The organism is Methylobacterium sp. WL69, assembly GCF_008039485.1.
Lineage (GTDB): Bacteria > Pseudomonadota > Alphaproteobacteria > Rhizobiales > Beijerinckiaceae > Methylobacterium.
This window is the reverse complement of sequence record NZ_VRUZ01000013.1, coordinates 1-16,093: the sequence shown is the minus strand read 5'-3', so window position 1 is coordinate 16,093 and position 16,093 is coordinate 1. Positions and strand designations below refer to the sequence as shown.

Sequence of the window (16,093 nt, the reverse complement as noted above, 5' to 3'; positions counted from 1 at the left end):
TCCGATGCCTTCGAACGCATCGACGCCGACATCCTTCAAGGGGAGAGACCATGCACGGACTGGACAGACCGATGAACCGCCGCCTCGTCCTGGGTGGCCTAGGGCTCGGAAGCCTCGGCGCCGCCATACCGGCCTGGGCGGCGGGCTCGGTGAAGCTTCCGCTGCCCGGCGGCCCGGACGAGCGGGCGCTGACCACGGCCTTTCCGGGCAAGGCCGAGATGATCCTCCAGCGCACTCATCCGCCGCTACTGGAGACGCCGTTCTCGGTGTTCGACGAGGGTGTATTCACCCCCAACGACCGCTTCTACGTCCGCTGGCACTGGGCCTCGATCCCGACCGAAGTCGATGCCGGCACCTTCCGGCTCAAGGTCCACGGCCATGTCGAGAAGGAGCTCTCGCTCTCGCTCGACGCCATCGCCGGCCTGCCGCGCTTCGAGATCGCCGCAGTGAACCAGTGCTCGGGCAATTCGCGCGGGTTGTTCGAGCCGCGGGTGACCGGCGCGCAATGGGCAAACGGTTCGATGGGCAACGCCCGCTGGACCGGCGTGCGCCTCAGGGACGTGCTCGAAAAGGCCGGGGTGAAGGCCGGTGCCGTGCAGGTGCGCTTCAACGGCCTCGACGAGCCGGTGGTCGACGACGCGCCCGACTTCAAGAAGTCGCTCGATCTCAAGCACGCCAACAATGGTGAGGTGATGATCGCCTACGCGATGAACGGCGAGCAATTGCCGCTGCTCAATGGTTTCCCGCTCCGGCTCGTGGTGCCGGGCTGGTACTCGACCTACTGGGTCAAGATGCTGTCCGACATCGAAGTGCTGGACAAGCCCGACGACGGGTACTGGATGAAGACCGCTTACCGCATTCCTGACGTGCCGGGCGCTAACATCAAGCCCGGTCAGACCGGCTTCAAGACGGTGCCGATCAACAGGATGGTGCCGCGCTCGTTCGTCACCAACCTGACCGATGGCGCCAAGGTGGCGGCCGGAACGCCGGTGGCGTTGCGCGGCATCGCCTTCGGCGGCGATTGCGGGGTGAAGGCGGTGGACTTCTCAGGCGACGGCGGCGCGACGTGGTTCCCGGCGCAGCTCGGCGCGGACGAAGGCCCCTACAGCTTCCGCCGCTTCGACGGCAGCTTGCCGGCATTGGCTGCCGGCAGCCACACGGTCAGGGTCCGCTGCACCAACACCAACGGCGTCGCGCAGCCCCTGGACCGGGTCTGGAACGGGGCCGGCTTCATGCAGAACGGCATCGAGGCCGTGTCCTTCCAGGCCGCTTGAGGAGAACAGCCATGAACCCGATCCGCCCTGCGGCCCTCATCGCCGCCCTCATACTGTCTCCCCTGGTGGCGTTCGCCGCTTCGGCTCCCGAGCCGATGCGCTTCACCTCGCAATCGATCGAATTCCCGACTTCCGACCGGATCTTCCCGGACGGGCCGGGGGCCGAGGCGGTCAACAACAACTGCCTCGCCTGCCACTCGGCCGGGATGGTGCTGACCCAGCCCAAGCTCACGAAGGCGCAGTGGACCGAGACCGTGAACAAGATGGTTCACGTCTACAAGGCGCCGGTCGATCCGGCCGACGTGCAGACCATCGTCGACTACCTCACGGCGTTGAAGCCGACGCCCTGAACCCCCGAATCCCGAGGCCGCCGCGTTTTTTTCGCCGGCCTCGGGGAATAGACCGCGCCCTCCGGCATCTCCCCAGGGCGATGCACGGCCAAACCGGTCTCGCATCACGCAATCCGAATTAGAACCAGCCCTCACGGCAGGCCCCGGCCGCCGAACGAGCCCGCATGCCAGAGAGACACGCTTCATGACCCACGTCCGCACCAGCCTCCGCGCCCTCCTCGCCGGAGCCGCCTTGCTCCTCGCCCAGGGCCAGCCCGGGTCCGCCGCTGGCTTCGACGGCGCGATCAAGAACAACGCCCTGGCGCTGAACGCCGCTGGGACCGTCGCCGCTGTGTCGAACAGCGAGGAGAGCGCCGTCATCGTCTACGACGTCGCCAAGGGCACGGTGCTGCGCCGCCTCGACGGCTTCGTCACGCCGCGCAACATCGTTTTCGCGCCGGACGGCGCCCGCTTCTACGTCTCCGACAGTGGCACCGGCCGGATCACGGTCTATGAGACCGCCACCGGCAAGGAAGCCGGCGTTCTCGCCGCCGGCCCCGGCGCGTTCGGCACGGTGCTCTCGGCCGACGGGGCCAAGCTCTACGTCAACAACGAGGCCGCGAGCACGCTGACCGTGTTCGACACCAGGACCATGCTCGCCGAGGCCGTGATCCCCGGCTTCGCGCAGCCGCGCCAGGGCGTGAAGCTGTCGCCTGACGGCAAGACCGTGTTCGTCACGAACTTCCTTGGCGACAAGATCACGTTGGTCGATACCGCCACCAACAAGATCACCGGTGAGATCGCCGGGTTCGACAAGCTGCGCGCCATCTCGATCACCAAGGACGGCAAGACGCTTTTTGCCGCCAACAGCGGCCGTAATACCATCGGCGTGGTCGATGTCGCCGCCCATAAGGTCACCTCCGAAGTGGAAGTGGGCAAGGACCCCTACGGCGCCGCACTGACCCCGGACGGGCGCTTCGTCTATTCGGGCAACCTGAAGGACAACTCGCTCTCGGTGATCGACACCGGCACCCTCAAGGTCGTCGCCACGGTGACCGGCCTGAACGAGCCGCGCCAGGCGATCGCGTTCTCGGCCGACAACGCCCATGCCTACGTCCTCAACCGCGACCTCAGCGTCGCCGTAGTGGACCGGGCGAAGAACGCGGTGGTCTCGACGATGAAGCCCTGAGGCGACGCGCGCCGGGGGCCTTATCGCCCCCGGCGCGTTCTCGTCGTCGATACGTCACGAACGCAGGACAAAAACCCCATGCTCGGCCTGTTCCAGCGCAAGGACCGCCTCATCGTGCACGGCGAGGCGCCCTACAATGCCGAGCCGCCGCTCGATCGCCTGCGGGCGGCCTTCCTCACCGACCAGGCCGACTTCTACGTCCGCAGCCACGGCGACATCCCGGACCTCGACGCCGACGGCTACCGCCTGACTGTCGACGGGATGATCGCGACGCCCCTCGAATTGTCCGTCGCCGATCTGAAGGCACGCTTCGCGCACGTCACCGTCACGGCGGTGATGCAATGCGCCGGCAACCGCCGGGCCGACATGCTGGCGGTGGCCCCGGTCGCCGGCGACCCGTGGGCGGCCGGCGCCATCGGCAACGCGGAATGGACTGGGGTGCGGCTCGCCGACGTCCTGCACGCCGCCGGGATCGATGCGGGCAGTCCGCGCCACGTCGCCTTCGAGAGCCACGACCGTATCGCGGGGTCGGACATACGCTTCGGCGCCTCGATCCCGCTCACCAAGGCGCTGGCGCCCGAGACGCTGCTCGCCTTCGCGATGAACGGCGAGCCTCTCGCCCCCGAGCACGGCTATCCGTTGCGCGTGGTGGTGCCGGGATTTGCCGGCATCCGCAGCCCGAAATGGCTCGCCCGCATCACGGTGCAGGACCACCCCTCCGACAACCCGATGCAGGCCGACGACTACAAGCTGTTTCCGCCCGACGTGACCGCCGAGACCGCGGACCCCGCCCACGGCATCACCATCGAGGCGATGCCGCTCAACAGCGCGATCTGCGAGCCCGCCCGCGGCGCAGCGTTGAAGCCCGGCCGGCACGCGATCCGCGGCTACGCCATCGCCAGCGATCGCGCGGTCGCCCGCGTCGACGTCTCGACGGATGGCGGCCGCAGCTGGGCGCAGGCCCGGATCGACCGCGATGCCGACGCGCCCTACGCCTGGACGTTCTGGGAGATCGACCGCGAGCTGACCGCGGGCGAGCACGAACTCGCGGTGCGGGCCTGGGACTCCGCCGGCCAGACCCAGCCGGCCGCGCCCGACGACACCTGGAACTACAAGGGCTACCTCAGCGCCGCCTGGCACCGGGTACGGGTCACTGTGGCCTGACCGTCACGCCCAGAGCAGGGCGGTGGCCGCAAGGCCCGAGATCGCGATCAGCAAGGCCACGATCCCGACGGTGAGGATGCGCGGCATCATCGGGATCTCGGCATCGGCGAGACGCGCCCGGATCGCCCGGTCCCGCCATGCGGCGCCGGCGAACGAGGCAAGCGCGCAGGCGATCAACGTGAGCGACAGCACCTTCAGCGGCCAGACCGCCAGCACCTCCCGCAGGAAGCGCTGCGCGGCCAGGCCGACGCCGAGGAAGGCGAGCCCGGTGCGAAGCCACGCCACGAACGTACGCTCGGCTGCCAGAACCGTCCGGTCCTCGGCGAGCCTCACCCGGGGATCGTCGGGGTGCACGGGTTTCGCAGGATCGCTCATCCGGCATCCGCCGTCGCGATCAGGTCGAGCAACGCGTCGGCGGCCCGGCTGCGGTAGCGCTCCTTGTGGCGCAGCACCCGGAACGGCCGGCTCGGCAGGGCGAACGCCGCCCGCACCAGGGTTCCGGTCCGAAGCGCGGCGGCGACCACGGTCTCGGACAGGACGGCGGCCCCGCCCCCGGCCTCGACGGCGGCGCGCACCGCCTCGTTAGAGGGCAGTTCGAGCGTGACCCGAAGCTGGGCGGCTGCGAGGCCGGCCGCACCCAGGGCCGCCTCGAAGGCCGAGCGGGTTCCCGATCCCGCCTCGCGCAGCACCCAGTCGGCCCCGGCGAGATTTTCGGGTTCGAGGTCGGTCGCCCCGGCGAAGGCATGGCCAGGGGCGACCACGAGGACCAGTTGGTCCTGCGCGATGGTGGTGCTCGCAAGCGTCGGGTCGTCGAGCGCCCCCTCGACGAAGCCGAGTTCGGCCTGCCCGGCGCGCACCGCGTCGGCGGCGTCGGTGGTGTTGCCCACCGCCAACCGGATAGCGATCTCAGGGTAGGCCCGGCGGAAGGCGACGAGGTGGCGAGGCAGCCAGTCGCTGGCGATGGTCTGGCTGGCGTAGAGCGCCAGCGTCCCGCGCCGCAGGCCGCTGAGGTCGGCGAGCACCAGTTCGGCGGCCTCGGCCCGGGCGAGCACGGCGCGGGCCTCGACGAGAAATATGCGCCCCGCCTCAGTCAGCTCGATCCCGCGGCCGACCCGGTGAAAGAGCTTGGTGGCGTGTCGCCCCTCGATGTTGGCGATCGCCGTGCTGACCGCCGACTGGACGAGGTTCAGCGCTTCGGCGGCCCGCGTCACGTGCTGTCGCTCGGCCACCGCCACAAAGATGCGGAGTTGGTCGAGGGTCATGGTTGCCGCTGCGGAACCGGCAGTCCACGGACTTGCGCGTCGACCGACTGCGCGACGATCAACAGCCGCGCCTCGTCGGTGCGACCCGTGACGACGTAGGACATGCCGCCATCGACCCAGGAGAAGGCGGCGATGTCGCCCTCGCGGGCGAAGCGGAACACCGTGCGGCCATCCGCATCGCCTACGCGGCTGTAGAGTGTCAGCCGGGTGCCGTGGTCGTCATCGTACATCAGCATCGCGGCGGATTCGGAACCCGCCGGCAGCAGCCGGCCGCCCATCAGGCGGAAGCCGTACGCCGTAAGGTCGGGGGTGGTCACCGCCCGGCCGAGGCGCTTCGAGAGCCACGTAACAAGGTGCGGCTTCTCGTCGGCGCGCACCTCCACCGGATGCACCGCCTCGACCACGTAGGTGCGGAAGGCCGCCACCGCGTCGTCGGTCGCTGGCTCGGTTCGCGCGAGCGTGACCGTGGGTACCTGCCGCGCGGCATGGCCGAACCAGCCGGCGGCGCCGCCGACCGCGAGGCAGAGCACGGCCGCAGCCGCGACCGGAAGCCAGCGGTAGGTTATCGGGCGATGTCGCGAGCGGATGTTGGCCACCCGGAGCCGCGCCGGAATCGCCTCCTCGGCGATCGGCGCGAGGCGGGCACGCAAGCGCTCGCGTAGGGCGCGATCCGCCGAGACCTCCGCCGCCCGCGCGGGGTTTCCCCTGAGCCATGCCTCGACCAGCGCCTGCCGCTCCGGTTCGAGACGACCGTCGATCAGGCCGTGGAGGTCGTCCTCGCCGACCGGGCGCGGATCCCCGCTCATTTCACCCTCCTCAAGAGTCCGGTCCGGCCAGTTTCCAGAAAACCGCGCATCCGCGTCCGGGCCCGGCTCAACCGCGACATCACCGTGCCGAGCGGTACCCCGAGCACCTGGGCCGCCTCGGCATAAGACAGATCCTCGACCGCGACGAGGAGCAGCACCGAGCGCTGCTCCTCGGGCAGGGTGTCGAGCCCGGTGAGCACGTCGCGTGCCCCCATAGCGGCCTCGGGGTCGGCACCCGGATCGGGCACCTGCTCCAAAGCCTCAGCGCCGACATCGATGCCGCGCCGGCCCCGGCGTCGAACAGTGCCAAGGAACAGGTTGCGCTCGATCGTGAACAGCCAGGCTCGCAGGTCGCCGTCGCGGCGACGTCCGGACCAGGCGGACAACGCCCGCTCCAAAGTGTCCTGGACGAGGTCGTCCGCCGCTTCGCGGTCCCGCAACAGTGCGACTGCGTAGCGCCGCAACGCTGGGATCTGCGGTTCGATGAGGGCGGCGATCTCGTCCACGAGGCTTTACCGATTAGGGCTTGGCGATGTGCCATGCACCGTTGAGGAATCCGTCGCCGGTGATGTCGCCGGGCTTCGTATCCTTGGCGAAGGTGTAGAGCGGCTTGCCCTTGTGGGCCCACTGCATCGTGCCGTCGTCCCGCGTCACCATCGTCCAGTCGCCACTAGCAGCCGAGCCGGAGGCGGCCATCAGTGCCGGCCAGTTGGCGGCGCAGGGGCCGTTGCACATCGACTTGCCGCCCATGTCCTTGTCGAAGGTGTAGAGGGTCATGCTCTTGGAATCGACGAGCGCCGGCCCCTTGGCAGTCTCGGCCGTTATCGCAGGCGCAGCGGCCTGGGCGGCGACGGCGGAGAAGGCGAAGGCCGCAAAGGCGGCGCGGATCAGCATGGTGCGCATGAGTGAGGTCTCCGGCGGTCTACCATGACCGCATCGGGAGAGATGCCGAACGGGCGCGTCTATTCCACTGACATTTGGAAAAGATCGATCACATCGGCAGGGCCACCAATTCGTCCCCGGCCAGGGAATAAAGCCGTTTCTCCGGCATCTCTCCCATCGACAACGAACGAGGAGGACGGCCCATGCGCGGAGCACTGGGATTTGCGCTCACGGCCGCCGTGATGGCCGGCGGCCTCGTCGGCGGCCGGATGATGATGCCCCCGACGCTGGCCGCCGCCGAGCCGCCGGCCATCGTCTCCGCGTCCTTCGACGCGATGATGGCGCAGTCGATGACGCGGATGCATGCCGACATGATGGTCCCGCCCTCGGGCGATCCGGACCGCGACTTCGCTGCGATGATGATCCCGCACCACGCGGGCGCGATCGCGATGGCCCAGGCAGAGCTGCTCTACGGCAAGGATCCGGTCCTGCGCCGCCTCGCGCAGGGGATCATCGTCGAACAGGGCCAGGAGATCGCGGTGATGCGCCGGGCGCTCGCCGATCTCCCTCCCGCGCCGGATTCGTCTGCCGCAGCCACCCACCTTCACCACCATGGCACGGCCCCTGCCGCCGAGATGCCTTCGGAGATCTGCCGATGAAGACCGCCCTCACCCTCCTCGCGCTCGCGATGCTCTCCGGCTCGGCTCTCGCCGGGCAGGCCCCGGGTGCAGCCTTTGCACCGGACGTGCCGGTCAGCGGCAGGGACCGGTTCTATACGTCGGACCAGTTCTCCAACACGGTCTCGGTGGTCGATCCCGCCGCCAACGTCCTGCTCGGCGTGATCCGGCTCGGCGACCCGACGCCGATGAACCTGAGCCCGCTCTATCGCGGCCAGCTCCTCGTCCACGGCATGGGCTTCTCGCCCGACCACAGGACGCTGCTCGCGGTCTCGATCGGCTCGAACTCCGTGAGCTTCATCGACACGGCGACCAACACGGTCCGCCACACCGCCTATGTCGGCCGCGCGCCGCACGAGGCCTTCTTCACGCCGGACGGCCGAGAGGTCTGGGTGAGCGTGCGCGGCGAGGACTACATCGCCGTGCTCGATGCCGCGACCGCCAAGGAGACGCGCCGAATCACCGTGCCGAACGGGCCCGGCATGACGATCTTCTCGCCGGACGGCGCCTACGGCTATGTCTGCTCCAGCTTCAGCCCCGAGACGGTGGTGATCGACACGAAGACCCACTCCATCGTCGGGCGCGTGAAGCAGGAGAGCCCGTTCTGCCCCGACATCGCCGCAACACCGGACGGCAAGCAGGTGTGGTTCACCCTCAAGGATGTCGGCCGGACCCAGGTGTTCTCTGCGACGCCGCCATTCGCGCCGCTGAAGACGATCGAGACCGGGCCGATCACCAACCACGTCAACATCGTCTCGACCAAGGCCGGCCAGTTCGCCTACGTGACGATCGGCGGCCTGAACCAGGTCAAGGTGTTTCGCACCGACGACTTCACCCAGGTCGCCACCATTCCGACCGGCGCCCTACCGCACGGGCTCTGGCCCTCGGGCGACGGCAGCCGCGTCTATGTCGGCCTGGAGAACGCCGACAAGGCGGCGGTGATCGACACCGCGTCGAACACGGTGATCGCCGAGGTGCCGATCGGGCAGGGTCCGCAGGGCGTCGCCTACGTCCCGAACGCCGTGCCGGAGGGCGACGGAATGCAAAACCTCCAAGCGCTGGGCGCAGCCGGCAAGACCAGCGCGCTGACGCTCGCGGGTACCGATGGCAAGCCGGCGACGCAGGTCACCCTGTTCGACCAGGGCGTGTTGCAGACGCTGCAGGCCGCGGTAACGGGACTGCCCTCGAAGATGCCGTTCGTGCTGGCGCTGGCCGCCGATCCGAAGGGGGCCGCAGGCCTGGAGCCGCTCGCCGCCTTCATGACCAACCCGGCCGGCGCGGCCATCGTCAACGCGATCGGCCCGATCCGCCAGATCACCCGCACGGATGCCGGCGCGAGCCGGCGCTACCTCGTGGTGGTCTCGGGCAAGCCCGGTGAACTCGGCGGCGTCGTCCAGATGCAGACTGTGGATTGAACGGGCGGCCTCACGAGCGCGGGAAGTGGGAATCCGAGAGCATGCGTTCGCAGCGCGCGTCCAGCTGCAACGTCTGCTTTCAAGGCCTCCATTGGCTTGCTTCTATGACCGAGTAGGGTCGGATGCGGAACGTCCGCTTACGGACGCAAGGCCGCAGTTCGCTTGCCACCCTCAGCCGAAGTTGCCGGACGGCCGACGAATGGCCGCTTTCAGGAAGAACGCCGGGCAATCCATGCGGCTGGGTTGGGTCGAAAGCCGCCGGTCCGCTTTCGAGGGTTGAGACCGAAGACCGAAAAGCCGTTCCGGAGGCGACGACGCTCCGCCACCACTTGCCTTCGCCACCACTTGCCGCGCCGACGCCGTGCTCGGCGACCGGCCGCCCGTCCCCCCGCCCGAACGTTTGGGTCGGGCGCGAATTCCTCGGATCACCCTCCGCGTGGGCGACGTTCGCCCGTCCGGCGGATGCTGGACGATCGCGGCGGCGCGCGGTAGGCGTCCGCGGCGGCGGCGGGGTTTTCGCGCGGGATGGGATCGGCCCTTTGAACATGCAGACGGGGGCGGACGCGCGGATCATCTACCTCGACGTGGACGGCGTCGTCACCACGGTCGGCTATCAACGGCAGGCCGGTCGGGACCGGCTCAATCCGGTCCAGGTCGCCCGCGTCGCCGCCCTGGTGCGGGAGTTCGACGCGCGGGTGGTCGTTTCCTCGACGTGGCGCGTCGACGATTGCCGTCCGACCCTGATCGAGGCCGGCCTGCCCGAGACCTGCTTCCACCCCGACTGGCGAACGGCCATCCTGCCGATGAGCCGGGATGCCGAGACGGGCGCCATGCGGCCCGCCGAGCAGGCCGGGCGCGGCGACGAGATCAGCGAGCACGCCACCCGGAACCGCATCACCCGCTACCTCATCCTCGACGACGTCGAGGTCGGCCCGGCCCATGCGGGACGACACGTGCGGCCGATGGCGGAGTGCGGCCTCAGCGAGGCGGACGCAATCCTGGCCCGGAGGCTGCTGGCGGGGATGGCGGACGCTCCGCCGCGGATGGGTCGGGCCGGCACGGTCCCGTCATCCGTCGATTTACGGTCTCGTAGGGATTGAACTTTCCCAGAACACGGGCCATTCCATGACGGTGGAGTGACACCCGCGTCACACTGCCCCCGACATCGACAGGGTCGTCTCGACCTTCGCCGGACCTGCCCGTCCGGTCCCTCCTCGACGCCGCACCCGTGCGGCCGCCGGGGGCGCGTCGCGTCGGATCGTCCATCGGCAGGAAGGAGTGGCTGCGATGTTCGGGTTCCGGATTCAGGACAAGGCGTCCAGTCCCTCGCTGGCCGCCCTGGGCATCGTGGAACGGTCGGAGGCGCGGGCCTATGCCGCCCTCATCGCCACCGGCTGGTCCGAGATCGGGTTCGGGTACCACGGCACCGTCCACGCCCATCCCGACCACCCCGACGTCGTCGTGCGCTTCGCCCGCAAGGCCGACGGGTTCGGCGACTATGCGGCCCTGCTCCGCACCGGGTTCGCCGGCTCCGACGGCCCGCACGCGCCGCGCATCCACGACCTGCACGTCAGCCGCTGCGGCGCCCTGATGACCGTGGGCGCACGGCTGAGCGATCCGCCGCGGGATGCCTGGTGGCTGGCCTACGCCCACGCCGTCATCGCCGACCATCCGGGCGTCGCCATGGACGAGGGTGTCCGCGACCGGTTCAGGGTGGCGTGGCCGGGGCACGAGCCGCGGATCGACCATGCGAGCTTCGACGGCATCCGCGAGGCGTTCAGGGCCGCGTGGCCCGGATACGAGGCCTATGTCGCGGCCTTGCGGACCGTGTCGCCGCAGGGGCTCGATCCGAACATCGGCAATGTCCTGGTGGGGATCGACGGCAGTCCCGTGGTGAACGACCCCCTGTGCGACGATGGCTACGGCCTGTGGCGCTCGCCCCTCGCCCGCGGCCTCGCCCGCTACGCCGAGGTCTCCCGTCGACTGGCCGGCGAGGTTTTGGGTCGACTGGGCAGGGCCCCCGTGCCGGTCTGAATCCGCCGGACGCACATCGAGCAGGGCACGCGGCGCGAAGCCGCCGGCCTGCACCTCGACGCGGACGACGGGACCGGCTCGGATGGTCGGACCGGGGCACGGCACGCTCCGCCGGCCCATCACGTCATCTTGCACGTCACTTTGCACGTCATTGTGATTGCAGTCTCGCGGGTGCGCGCCACAAAATCCCCGCACGCCGTGCCGATCCTGGCTGGCATACGGCACACCAACCCATCCGGCCGTTCGTCTCGGAACGTCAGAGCACGGCATGTCTTCTCCCGACAACGCGACCACGGCCCATCTGAAGGCCATCGCGGCGGCGTTGCAGATTCCCCTCGACCAGCTCGTCGAGAACGCCGCGACGTGCGAACTCGACGACGCGAACGAGTGTCTCCGGCTCTGATGCCTGCTCAAGACCACGGAGGGCCGTGGTCGCGCCCTGGCGGCGCTCCGCGCGGTGGCGGACGGCGAAGCGGCCTGAACGCCGAGGGGCCCGACGCCCCCTCTCCGCGAAACTCGGACGCGATCGATCGCTTATCCTCCGCCCTGCGGTGAGCGCGGCCACGTCGTCGGCAGTCGATGGCCTGCGGGGATCTCGGCCGCCGCGCGACGAGCGCCGCCACCGAAGACGAATGGGCGATCCGGCATGCGGACTTTCACGGCGAATTTCAGGGCCTCACCATGAACACTCCGATGATTTTCGGAATTTGAGCTCGTCGCCCTTCCAGATCATGGCCCTATCGATCAACAACATAGGCAATAAGCGGTAGATGTTTATAAATACAAACGATAAATGTCAGTCTTGTTTGTTTGCCGACTACATCTATAGTGTGTTGTTATAAGATCACAACTGACAAAGCAGTGCTTTATGTACGGATTATGACCAAGACTCGCTCCGAGACTTGATTAGGACTGCCCCGTCCGCCGTCTGGAACGGCACGAGAGGGGCGAATCATGGACTTGAAGCAAGGTGTCTCGATCATCGCCGTCATGGTCGCGGCGTATGGATCGACGGGCGCACGGGCGCAGACCGCCACCGTCACGCCCGCCGACACCAACATTCTGAACCTGCTGTCACCGTTCCTCGGTCTGAACGCGACCGAGATCGGCCGGCAGACCCTGCGCGACAATCTCCAGCAGTCGATCGCGACCAACAACGCGGCGACCCCGCAGCAGCAGAAGCTGGCGATCAGCGACAAGTCCGGAATCGTCGCCGAAGGGCTCGGTCCCGTCCTGGGGGGACTCCACACCGCGTCCCTCGCGAGGGACGCGAAAGCGCCGAACAGTCCGATCCGCCAGGTCGACGAGATGATGTCGAAGGCGCTGACACTGTCGGCGTCCGCCGTCACCACGACGAAGAACTACTTCGCCAACGGCGCGGCCATCAATCCCGGCACCGTGACCGCCGGTTACGTGCCCGTCCGGGCCGTCGCGCCCCCCGGCTACAGCCTGCCGACCTTCGGCGATCTGCCGAACGCCAAAGACAGCGTCTACAATCTCGCCTACGGCGTCTCGAACGGGCAGCCGGGCCAGAACGTCTACGGCAACTCGCGGCCGCTGCAGGTCTCGAGCCAGATCAATCGGTTCGACCCGACGGCGATCAACTCCGTCGCCACCAGCTCGGCCTTCCCGAGCGGCCACACCACCTACGCCTACACCTACGGCACCCTGTTCGCGATGCTGGTGCCGGAGCAGTTCCAGGGCGTCCTGTCGCGCGCCGCCGAGTTCTCCAAGAGCCGCGTCGTCCTGGGCGTGCACTACCCGCTCGACCTCGCCGCCGGCCGGTCCCTGTCGCTCTACAGCCTGTCCCAGGCCCTCACCAACCCGCTCTACATCAACAACGCGGCGACGACCGGCACGGCGCTCAACCTGCCGAGCCTGTTCACGGCGGTGCAGGCTCCGTACCGGGGCAGCCTCGCGGCCCAATGCGGCGACACCGTCGCGGCCTGCGCCGCGAGCGCCGCCAACACGGCCAACAACCCGTATGCGGCTTCGGCGGCGAACCAGGCGGCCTACCGGCAGGGTCTCACCTTCGGCCTGCCGACGCTGACCTTCGCGCAAGCCCCGCGCGAGGCGGCGCCGGCCGGCGGGCCCGATCCGTCGATCCTGCTCGCGACCCTCTACGGCGGCAGCACCGCCGCCGCGCGGACGATCGCCCCGAACGGCGGCCTCCACGGCCAGCTGGCGACGGACACGATCCAGCAGATCGTGGTCAACACCCAGACCAACGCCCTCGCGGCCCTCTACGGCACGCCCTGGAGCTACTGGAGCCGCCTCGACCTCTATTCGGCCGCCGGCTATTTCGGGAACGTCACCGGAACGCTCCGCATGGACGGCGCGGATCGGCTGACGACGAACGCCACCATCGGCAGCGGCGGCGCCCTCTACGCCAACGGCACCATCACGGGCCTCGCCACCGTGGGCTCCGGCGGCCTCCTCGGCGGCACCGGCACGGTCGGCGGCGTCACTGCCCTGTCCGGCGGCACCGTCGCCCCGGGCAACTCCATCGGCACCCTGTCGGTCGCCGGCAACGTCGCCTTCGCGGCCGGGTCGACCTACCAGGTCGAGGCGAACGCGGCCGGCCGGTCCGACCGGATCGCGGCCTCCGGCGCCGCGGCCCTCAGCGGCGGCACCGTGCAGGTGCTGGCCGCCGGCGGGACCTACGATCCCCGCACCCAATACACGATCCTCGACGCGGCGTCGGGCGTGTCCGGCCAGTTCGCCGGCGTGACCGCCAACCTCGCCTTCCTCAGCCCGAGCCTGCGCTACCGGCCGAACGCCGTCGACCTGACCCTGACCCGCAACGACCTGGCGTTCGCCACCGTCGCGCAGACCCGCAACCAGGCCGCGGTGGCGACGGCGATCCAGGCCGGCGGGGCCGGCACCGGCTCCTACGACCGCACCGTGGGGCTCACCACGCCGGAGGCCGTCGGCGCGTTCCAGGCGCTCACCGGCGACATCCACGCCAGCGCGATCACGGCCGAATTCGAGACAGCGTTCTTCGTGCGCGAGGCGATCCTCGGCCGGATGCGCCGGGGCGCGCGCCCCGGTGACGGCGAGGCCACCGATTACGGCCGTCTGCCGGCCGCCTACACGGCGGATCTTCCGGGCCGCCGGGCGGCGCCGGTCCCGGTGCCGGTCCGCGTCCTCGACCCGCGGGTGTTCGGCGTCTGGGGCCAGGGCTTCGGCAGCTTCGGCCAGGCCCGGAGCGACGGCAACGCGGCGAGCCTGTCGCGCCAGACCTCGGGCTTCATCCTCGGCGCCGACGCGCGCGTCGCGGGCGGCGTCCGCTTCGGTCTCGCCGGCGGCTACACCGTGACGAACCTCGACACCGCCGGCCGGCTGCAGTCGGGCGTGATCGAGAGCGGGTTCGGCGGCGTCTACGGCGGCTACGAGCACGGGCCGGTCTCCCTGCGCCTCGGCGCGGTCTATGCCGACAACGCGGCGCGCCTGCGCCGCACGGTGCTGTTCGCCGGGGTCACCGACACCGCGGCCGCGCGGACCGGCGGCGCGACGATCCAGGGGTTCGGCGAACTCGGCTACAAGGTGTTCCTCGGCGGCGGCGCGCCGTCCGGCGGGGAAACCGGGCCGGCACCCGTGACGACGCCGTCCTACATCGAGCCCTTCGTCGGCGGCGCCTACGTCTCCATCCGCCGCGACCGGTTCGCCGAGACCGGGGGTGTGGCGGCCCTGACCGGGTTCGCCCGCGATTACGACCTCGGCACGGCCACGGCCGGCCTGCGGGCGCAGGCCAGCCTCGACCTCGGCCTCGGGGTTCCGGTCTCCGTCCACGGCCTGCTCGGCTATCGCCGCGCCTTCGGCGACGTGGTTCCGACGGCCCTGCTCGCCTTCGGTGCCACCGGGCCGACCTTCCTGACGGCCGGCATCCCCATCGACCGCGACGCCCTCGTGGCCGAAGCCGGCCTCGACCTCCGGGTCTCGGCCAACGCGACCCTCGGCGTGGCCTATACCGGCCAGGCCGGCCGCCGCGCCGAGGACCACGCGGTGAAGGGCAACTTCACCTATCGGTTCTGAGCCGATCCGGTGCCCGGCCGGGAGATCGGCCGGGCGCCCACACTTACGGTACACGCTGAATCCGGGGAAAGCGCCGCACCGGCCGCCCGCCCCCACCGCCCTACCTGGGGCGGATGGATCGCAGCTTCCCCCTCACCCGCGCCGCCGGGCTCGACCGCCTGACCGAGTTCCTCGCCGGCGCCGGCGCCGCCTATGCGGGCGACCGCAACACCGACCGGGGCCCCGGGCAGCGCCCGACCACCTCGACGCTCTCGCCGTACCTGCGCCGGCGCCTCGTCACCGAGGCCGAGGTGGTGGAGGCCGCCGGGCGGGCGTTCGGCGACGGCGGTGCCGACAAGTTCGTGTCCGAGGTGTTCTGGCGGACCTACTTCAAGGGCCACCTCGAGACCCATCCCGCCGCCTGGACCGACTATCTGGCCCAGGCCGCCGCCGGCCACGACCGCCTCGCCGCCGAGCCCGGCCTGCGCCGGACCCATGCGGCGGCCATCGAGGGCCGCACCGGCTTCGACGGCTTCGACGACTGGGCCCGCGAGCTCGTCGAGACCGGCTGGCTCCACAACCACGCCCGGATGTGGTTCGCCTCGATCTGGATCTTCACCCTGCGCCTGCCCTGGGCGCTGGGCGCCGACTTCTTCCTGCGCCACCTCGTCGACGGCGACCCGGCGAGCAACACCCTGTCCTGGCGCTGGGTGGCGGGCCTGCACACCCGCGGCAAGCACTACGTCGCCCGTGCGGAGAACATCCGGCGCTACACCGAGGGGCGCTTCGACCCCGTCGGCCTCGACGAGTACCCGGACGCCCTCGACGAGGCGATGCCGCCCCGTGAGGTCGCCCTGCCGGAGGCCGACGCGGCGCCGGCGGGCGACGTCGCCCTGCTGCTGCACCTCGACGACCTGCATCCGGAGAGCCTGCCCCTCGGCGGGGCCCGCGTGGTCCGGGTCGGCGGCCTGATCGCCCATGCGGCGGGGGCGTCGGACCGCGTCAGGGCGGCGGACGCGGCCGCCATGGCGGACGCCCTGGCGCGGG

Annotated in this window: 16 protein-coding genes; 11 read left to right on the top strand and 5 right to left on the bottom strand. The window is 70.2% G+C overall.

The window, feature by feature from the left end; translation table 11 throughout:
• Positions 1-50 precede the first annotated feature (50 nt).
• The 4 genes from FV218_RS06170 to FV218_RS06155 all read left to right on the top strand — a co-directional run bounded on the left by FV218_RS06170 (position 51) and on the right by FV218_RS06155 (position 3,956).
• Positions 51-1,274 (top strand): molybdopterin-dependent oxidoreductase, encoded by a 1,224-nt coding sequence (locus tag FV218_RS06170; RefSeq protein WP_056217685.1) that lies wholly within the window; start codon positions 51-53, stop codon positions 1,272-1,274.
• A gap of 11 nt (positions 1,275-1,285) precedes the next feature.
• Positions 1,286-1,624 carry a cytochrome c gene (locus tag FV218_RS06165; RefSeq protein WP_056160265.1) on the top strand — a complete coding sequence of 113 codons (339 nt, stop codon included), beginning with the start codon at positions 1,286-1,288 and terminating at the stop codon, positions 1,622-1,624.
• Between the two features lie 184 nt (positions 1,625-1,808).
• Entirely contained in the window at positions 1,809-2,792 is a 984-nt protein-coding gene (locus FV218_RS06160) for a beta-propeller fold lactonase family protein (protein WP_056160267.1), read from the top strand.
• A 78-nt stretch (positions 2,793-2,870) separates the two neighbouring features.
• Entirely contained in the window at positions 2,871-3,956 is a 1,086-nt protein-coding gene (locus tag FV218_RS06155; protein ID WP_147709089.1) for a sulfite oxidase, read from the top strand.
• 3 nt (positions 3,957-3,959) lie between these two features.
• Here FV218_RS06155 and FV218_RS06150 read toward each other — a convergent pair whose 3' ends face one another.
• The 5 genes from FV218_RS06150 to FV218_RS06130 are packed head-to-tail and all read right to left on the bottom strand — an operon-like array spanning position 3,960 to position 6,927.
• The gene (locus FV218_RS06150; RefSeq protein WP_056160273.1) at positions 3,960-4,331 is read right to left on the bottom strand and encodes a DUF202 domain-containing protein; all 372 of its coding nucleotides are present in this window, start codon (positions 4,329-4,331) and stop codon (positions 3,960-3,962) included.
• A complete protein-coding gene (locus FV218_RS06145; RefSeq protein ID WP_056217684.1) occupies positions 4,328-5,218 on the bottom strand; it encodes a LysR family transcriptional regulator in 891 nt (296 codons plus the stop codon). Before FV218_RS06145 ends, FV218_RS06150 begins: the two co-directional genes overlap by 4 nt.
• The gene (locus FV218_RS06140; protein WP_056160280.1) at positions 5,215-6,024 is read right to left on the bottom strand and encodes an anti-sigma factor; all 810 of its coding nucleotides are present in this window, start codon (positions 6,022-6,024) and stop codon (positions 5,215-5,217) included. Before FV218_RS06140 ends, FV218_RS06145 begins: the two co-directional genes overlap by 4 nt.
• Positions 6,021-6,530 carry an RNA polymerase sigma factor gene (locus tag FV218_RS06135; protein ID WP_056217681.1) on the bottom strand — a complete coding sequence of 170 codons (510 nt, stop codon included), beginning with the start codon at positions 6,528-6,530 and terminating at the stop codon, positions 6,021-6,023. Before FV218_RS06135 ends, FV218_RS06140 begins: the two co-directional genes overlap by 4 nt.
• Positions 6,531-6,543: 13 nt before the next feature.
• The gene (locus FV218_RS06130) at positions 6,544-6,927 is read right to left on the bottom strand and encodes a hypothetical protein (protein WP_056160287.1); all 384 of its coding nucleotides are present in this window, start codon (positions 6,925-6,927) and stop codon (positions 6,544-6,546) included.
• Between the two features lie 182 nt (positions 6,928-7,109).
• Between FV218_RS06130 and FV218_RS06125 the strand changes: the two genes are divergently transcribed.
• The 7 genes from FV218_RS06125 to FV218_RS06100 form a co-directional block, all read left to right on the top strand.
• Positions 7,110-7,565 (top strand): DUF305 domain-containing protein, encoded by a 456-nt coding sequence (locus FV218_RS06125; RefSeq protein WP_056160290.1) that lies wholly within the window; start codon positions 7,110-7,112, stop codon positions 7,563-7,565.
• On the top strand, positions 7,562-8,998 hold the full coding sequence (locus FV218_RS06120; RefSeq protein WP_056217678.1) for a YncE family protein: 1,437 nt from the start codon (positions 7,562-7,564) through the stop codon (positions 8,996-8,998). The genes FV218_RS06125 and FV218_RS06120 overlap by 4 nt, the downstream gene beginning before the upstream one ends.
• A gap of 545 nt (positions 8,999-9,543) precedes the next feature.
• Positions 9,544-10,098 (top strand): HAD domain-containing protein, encoded by a 555-nt coding sequence (locus FV218_RS06115; protein WP_147709088.1) that lies wholly within the window; start codon positions 9,544-9,546, stop codon positions 10,096-10,098.
• A gap of 187 nt (positions 10,099-10,285) precedes the next feature.
• A complete protein-coding gene (locus tag FV218_RS06110; protein WP_147709087.1) occupies positions 10,286-11,032 on the top strand; it encodes a hypothetical protein in 747 nt (248 codons plus the stop codon).
• A 268-nt stretch (positions 11,033-11,300) separates the two neighbouring features.
• The gene (locus tag FV218_RS23395) at positions 11,301-11,435 is read left to right on the top strand and encodes a hypothetical protein (protein ID WP_281407800.1); all 135 of its coding nucleotides are present in this window, start codon (positions 11,301-11,303) and stop codon (positions 11,433-11,435) included.
• 551 nt (positions 11,436-11,986) lie between these two features.
• Complete coding sequence (locus FV218_RS06105) at positions 11,987-15,067, top strand: autotransporter domain-containing protein (RefSeq protein WP_147709086.1); 3,081 nt, start codon at positions 11,987-11,989, stop codon at positions 15,065-15,067.
• A gap of 113 nt (positions 15,068-15,180) precedes the next feature.
• On the top strand, positions 15,181-16,093 hold a 913-nt coding region (locus tag FV218_RS06100), incomplete at its 3' end, for an FAD-binding domain-containing protein (protein WP_147709085.1).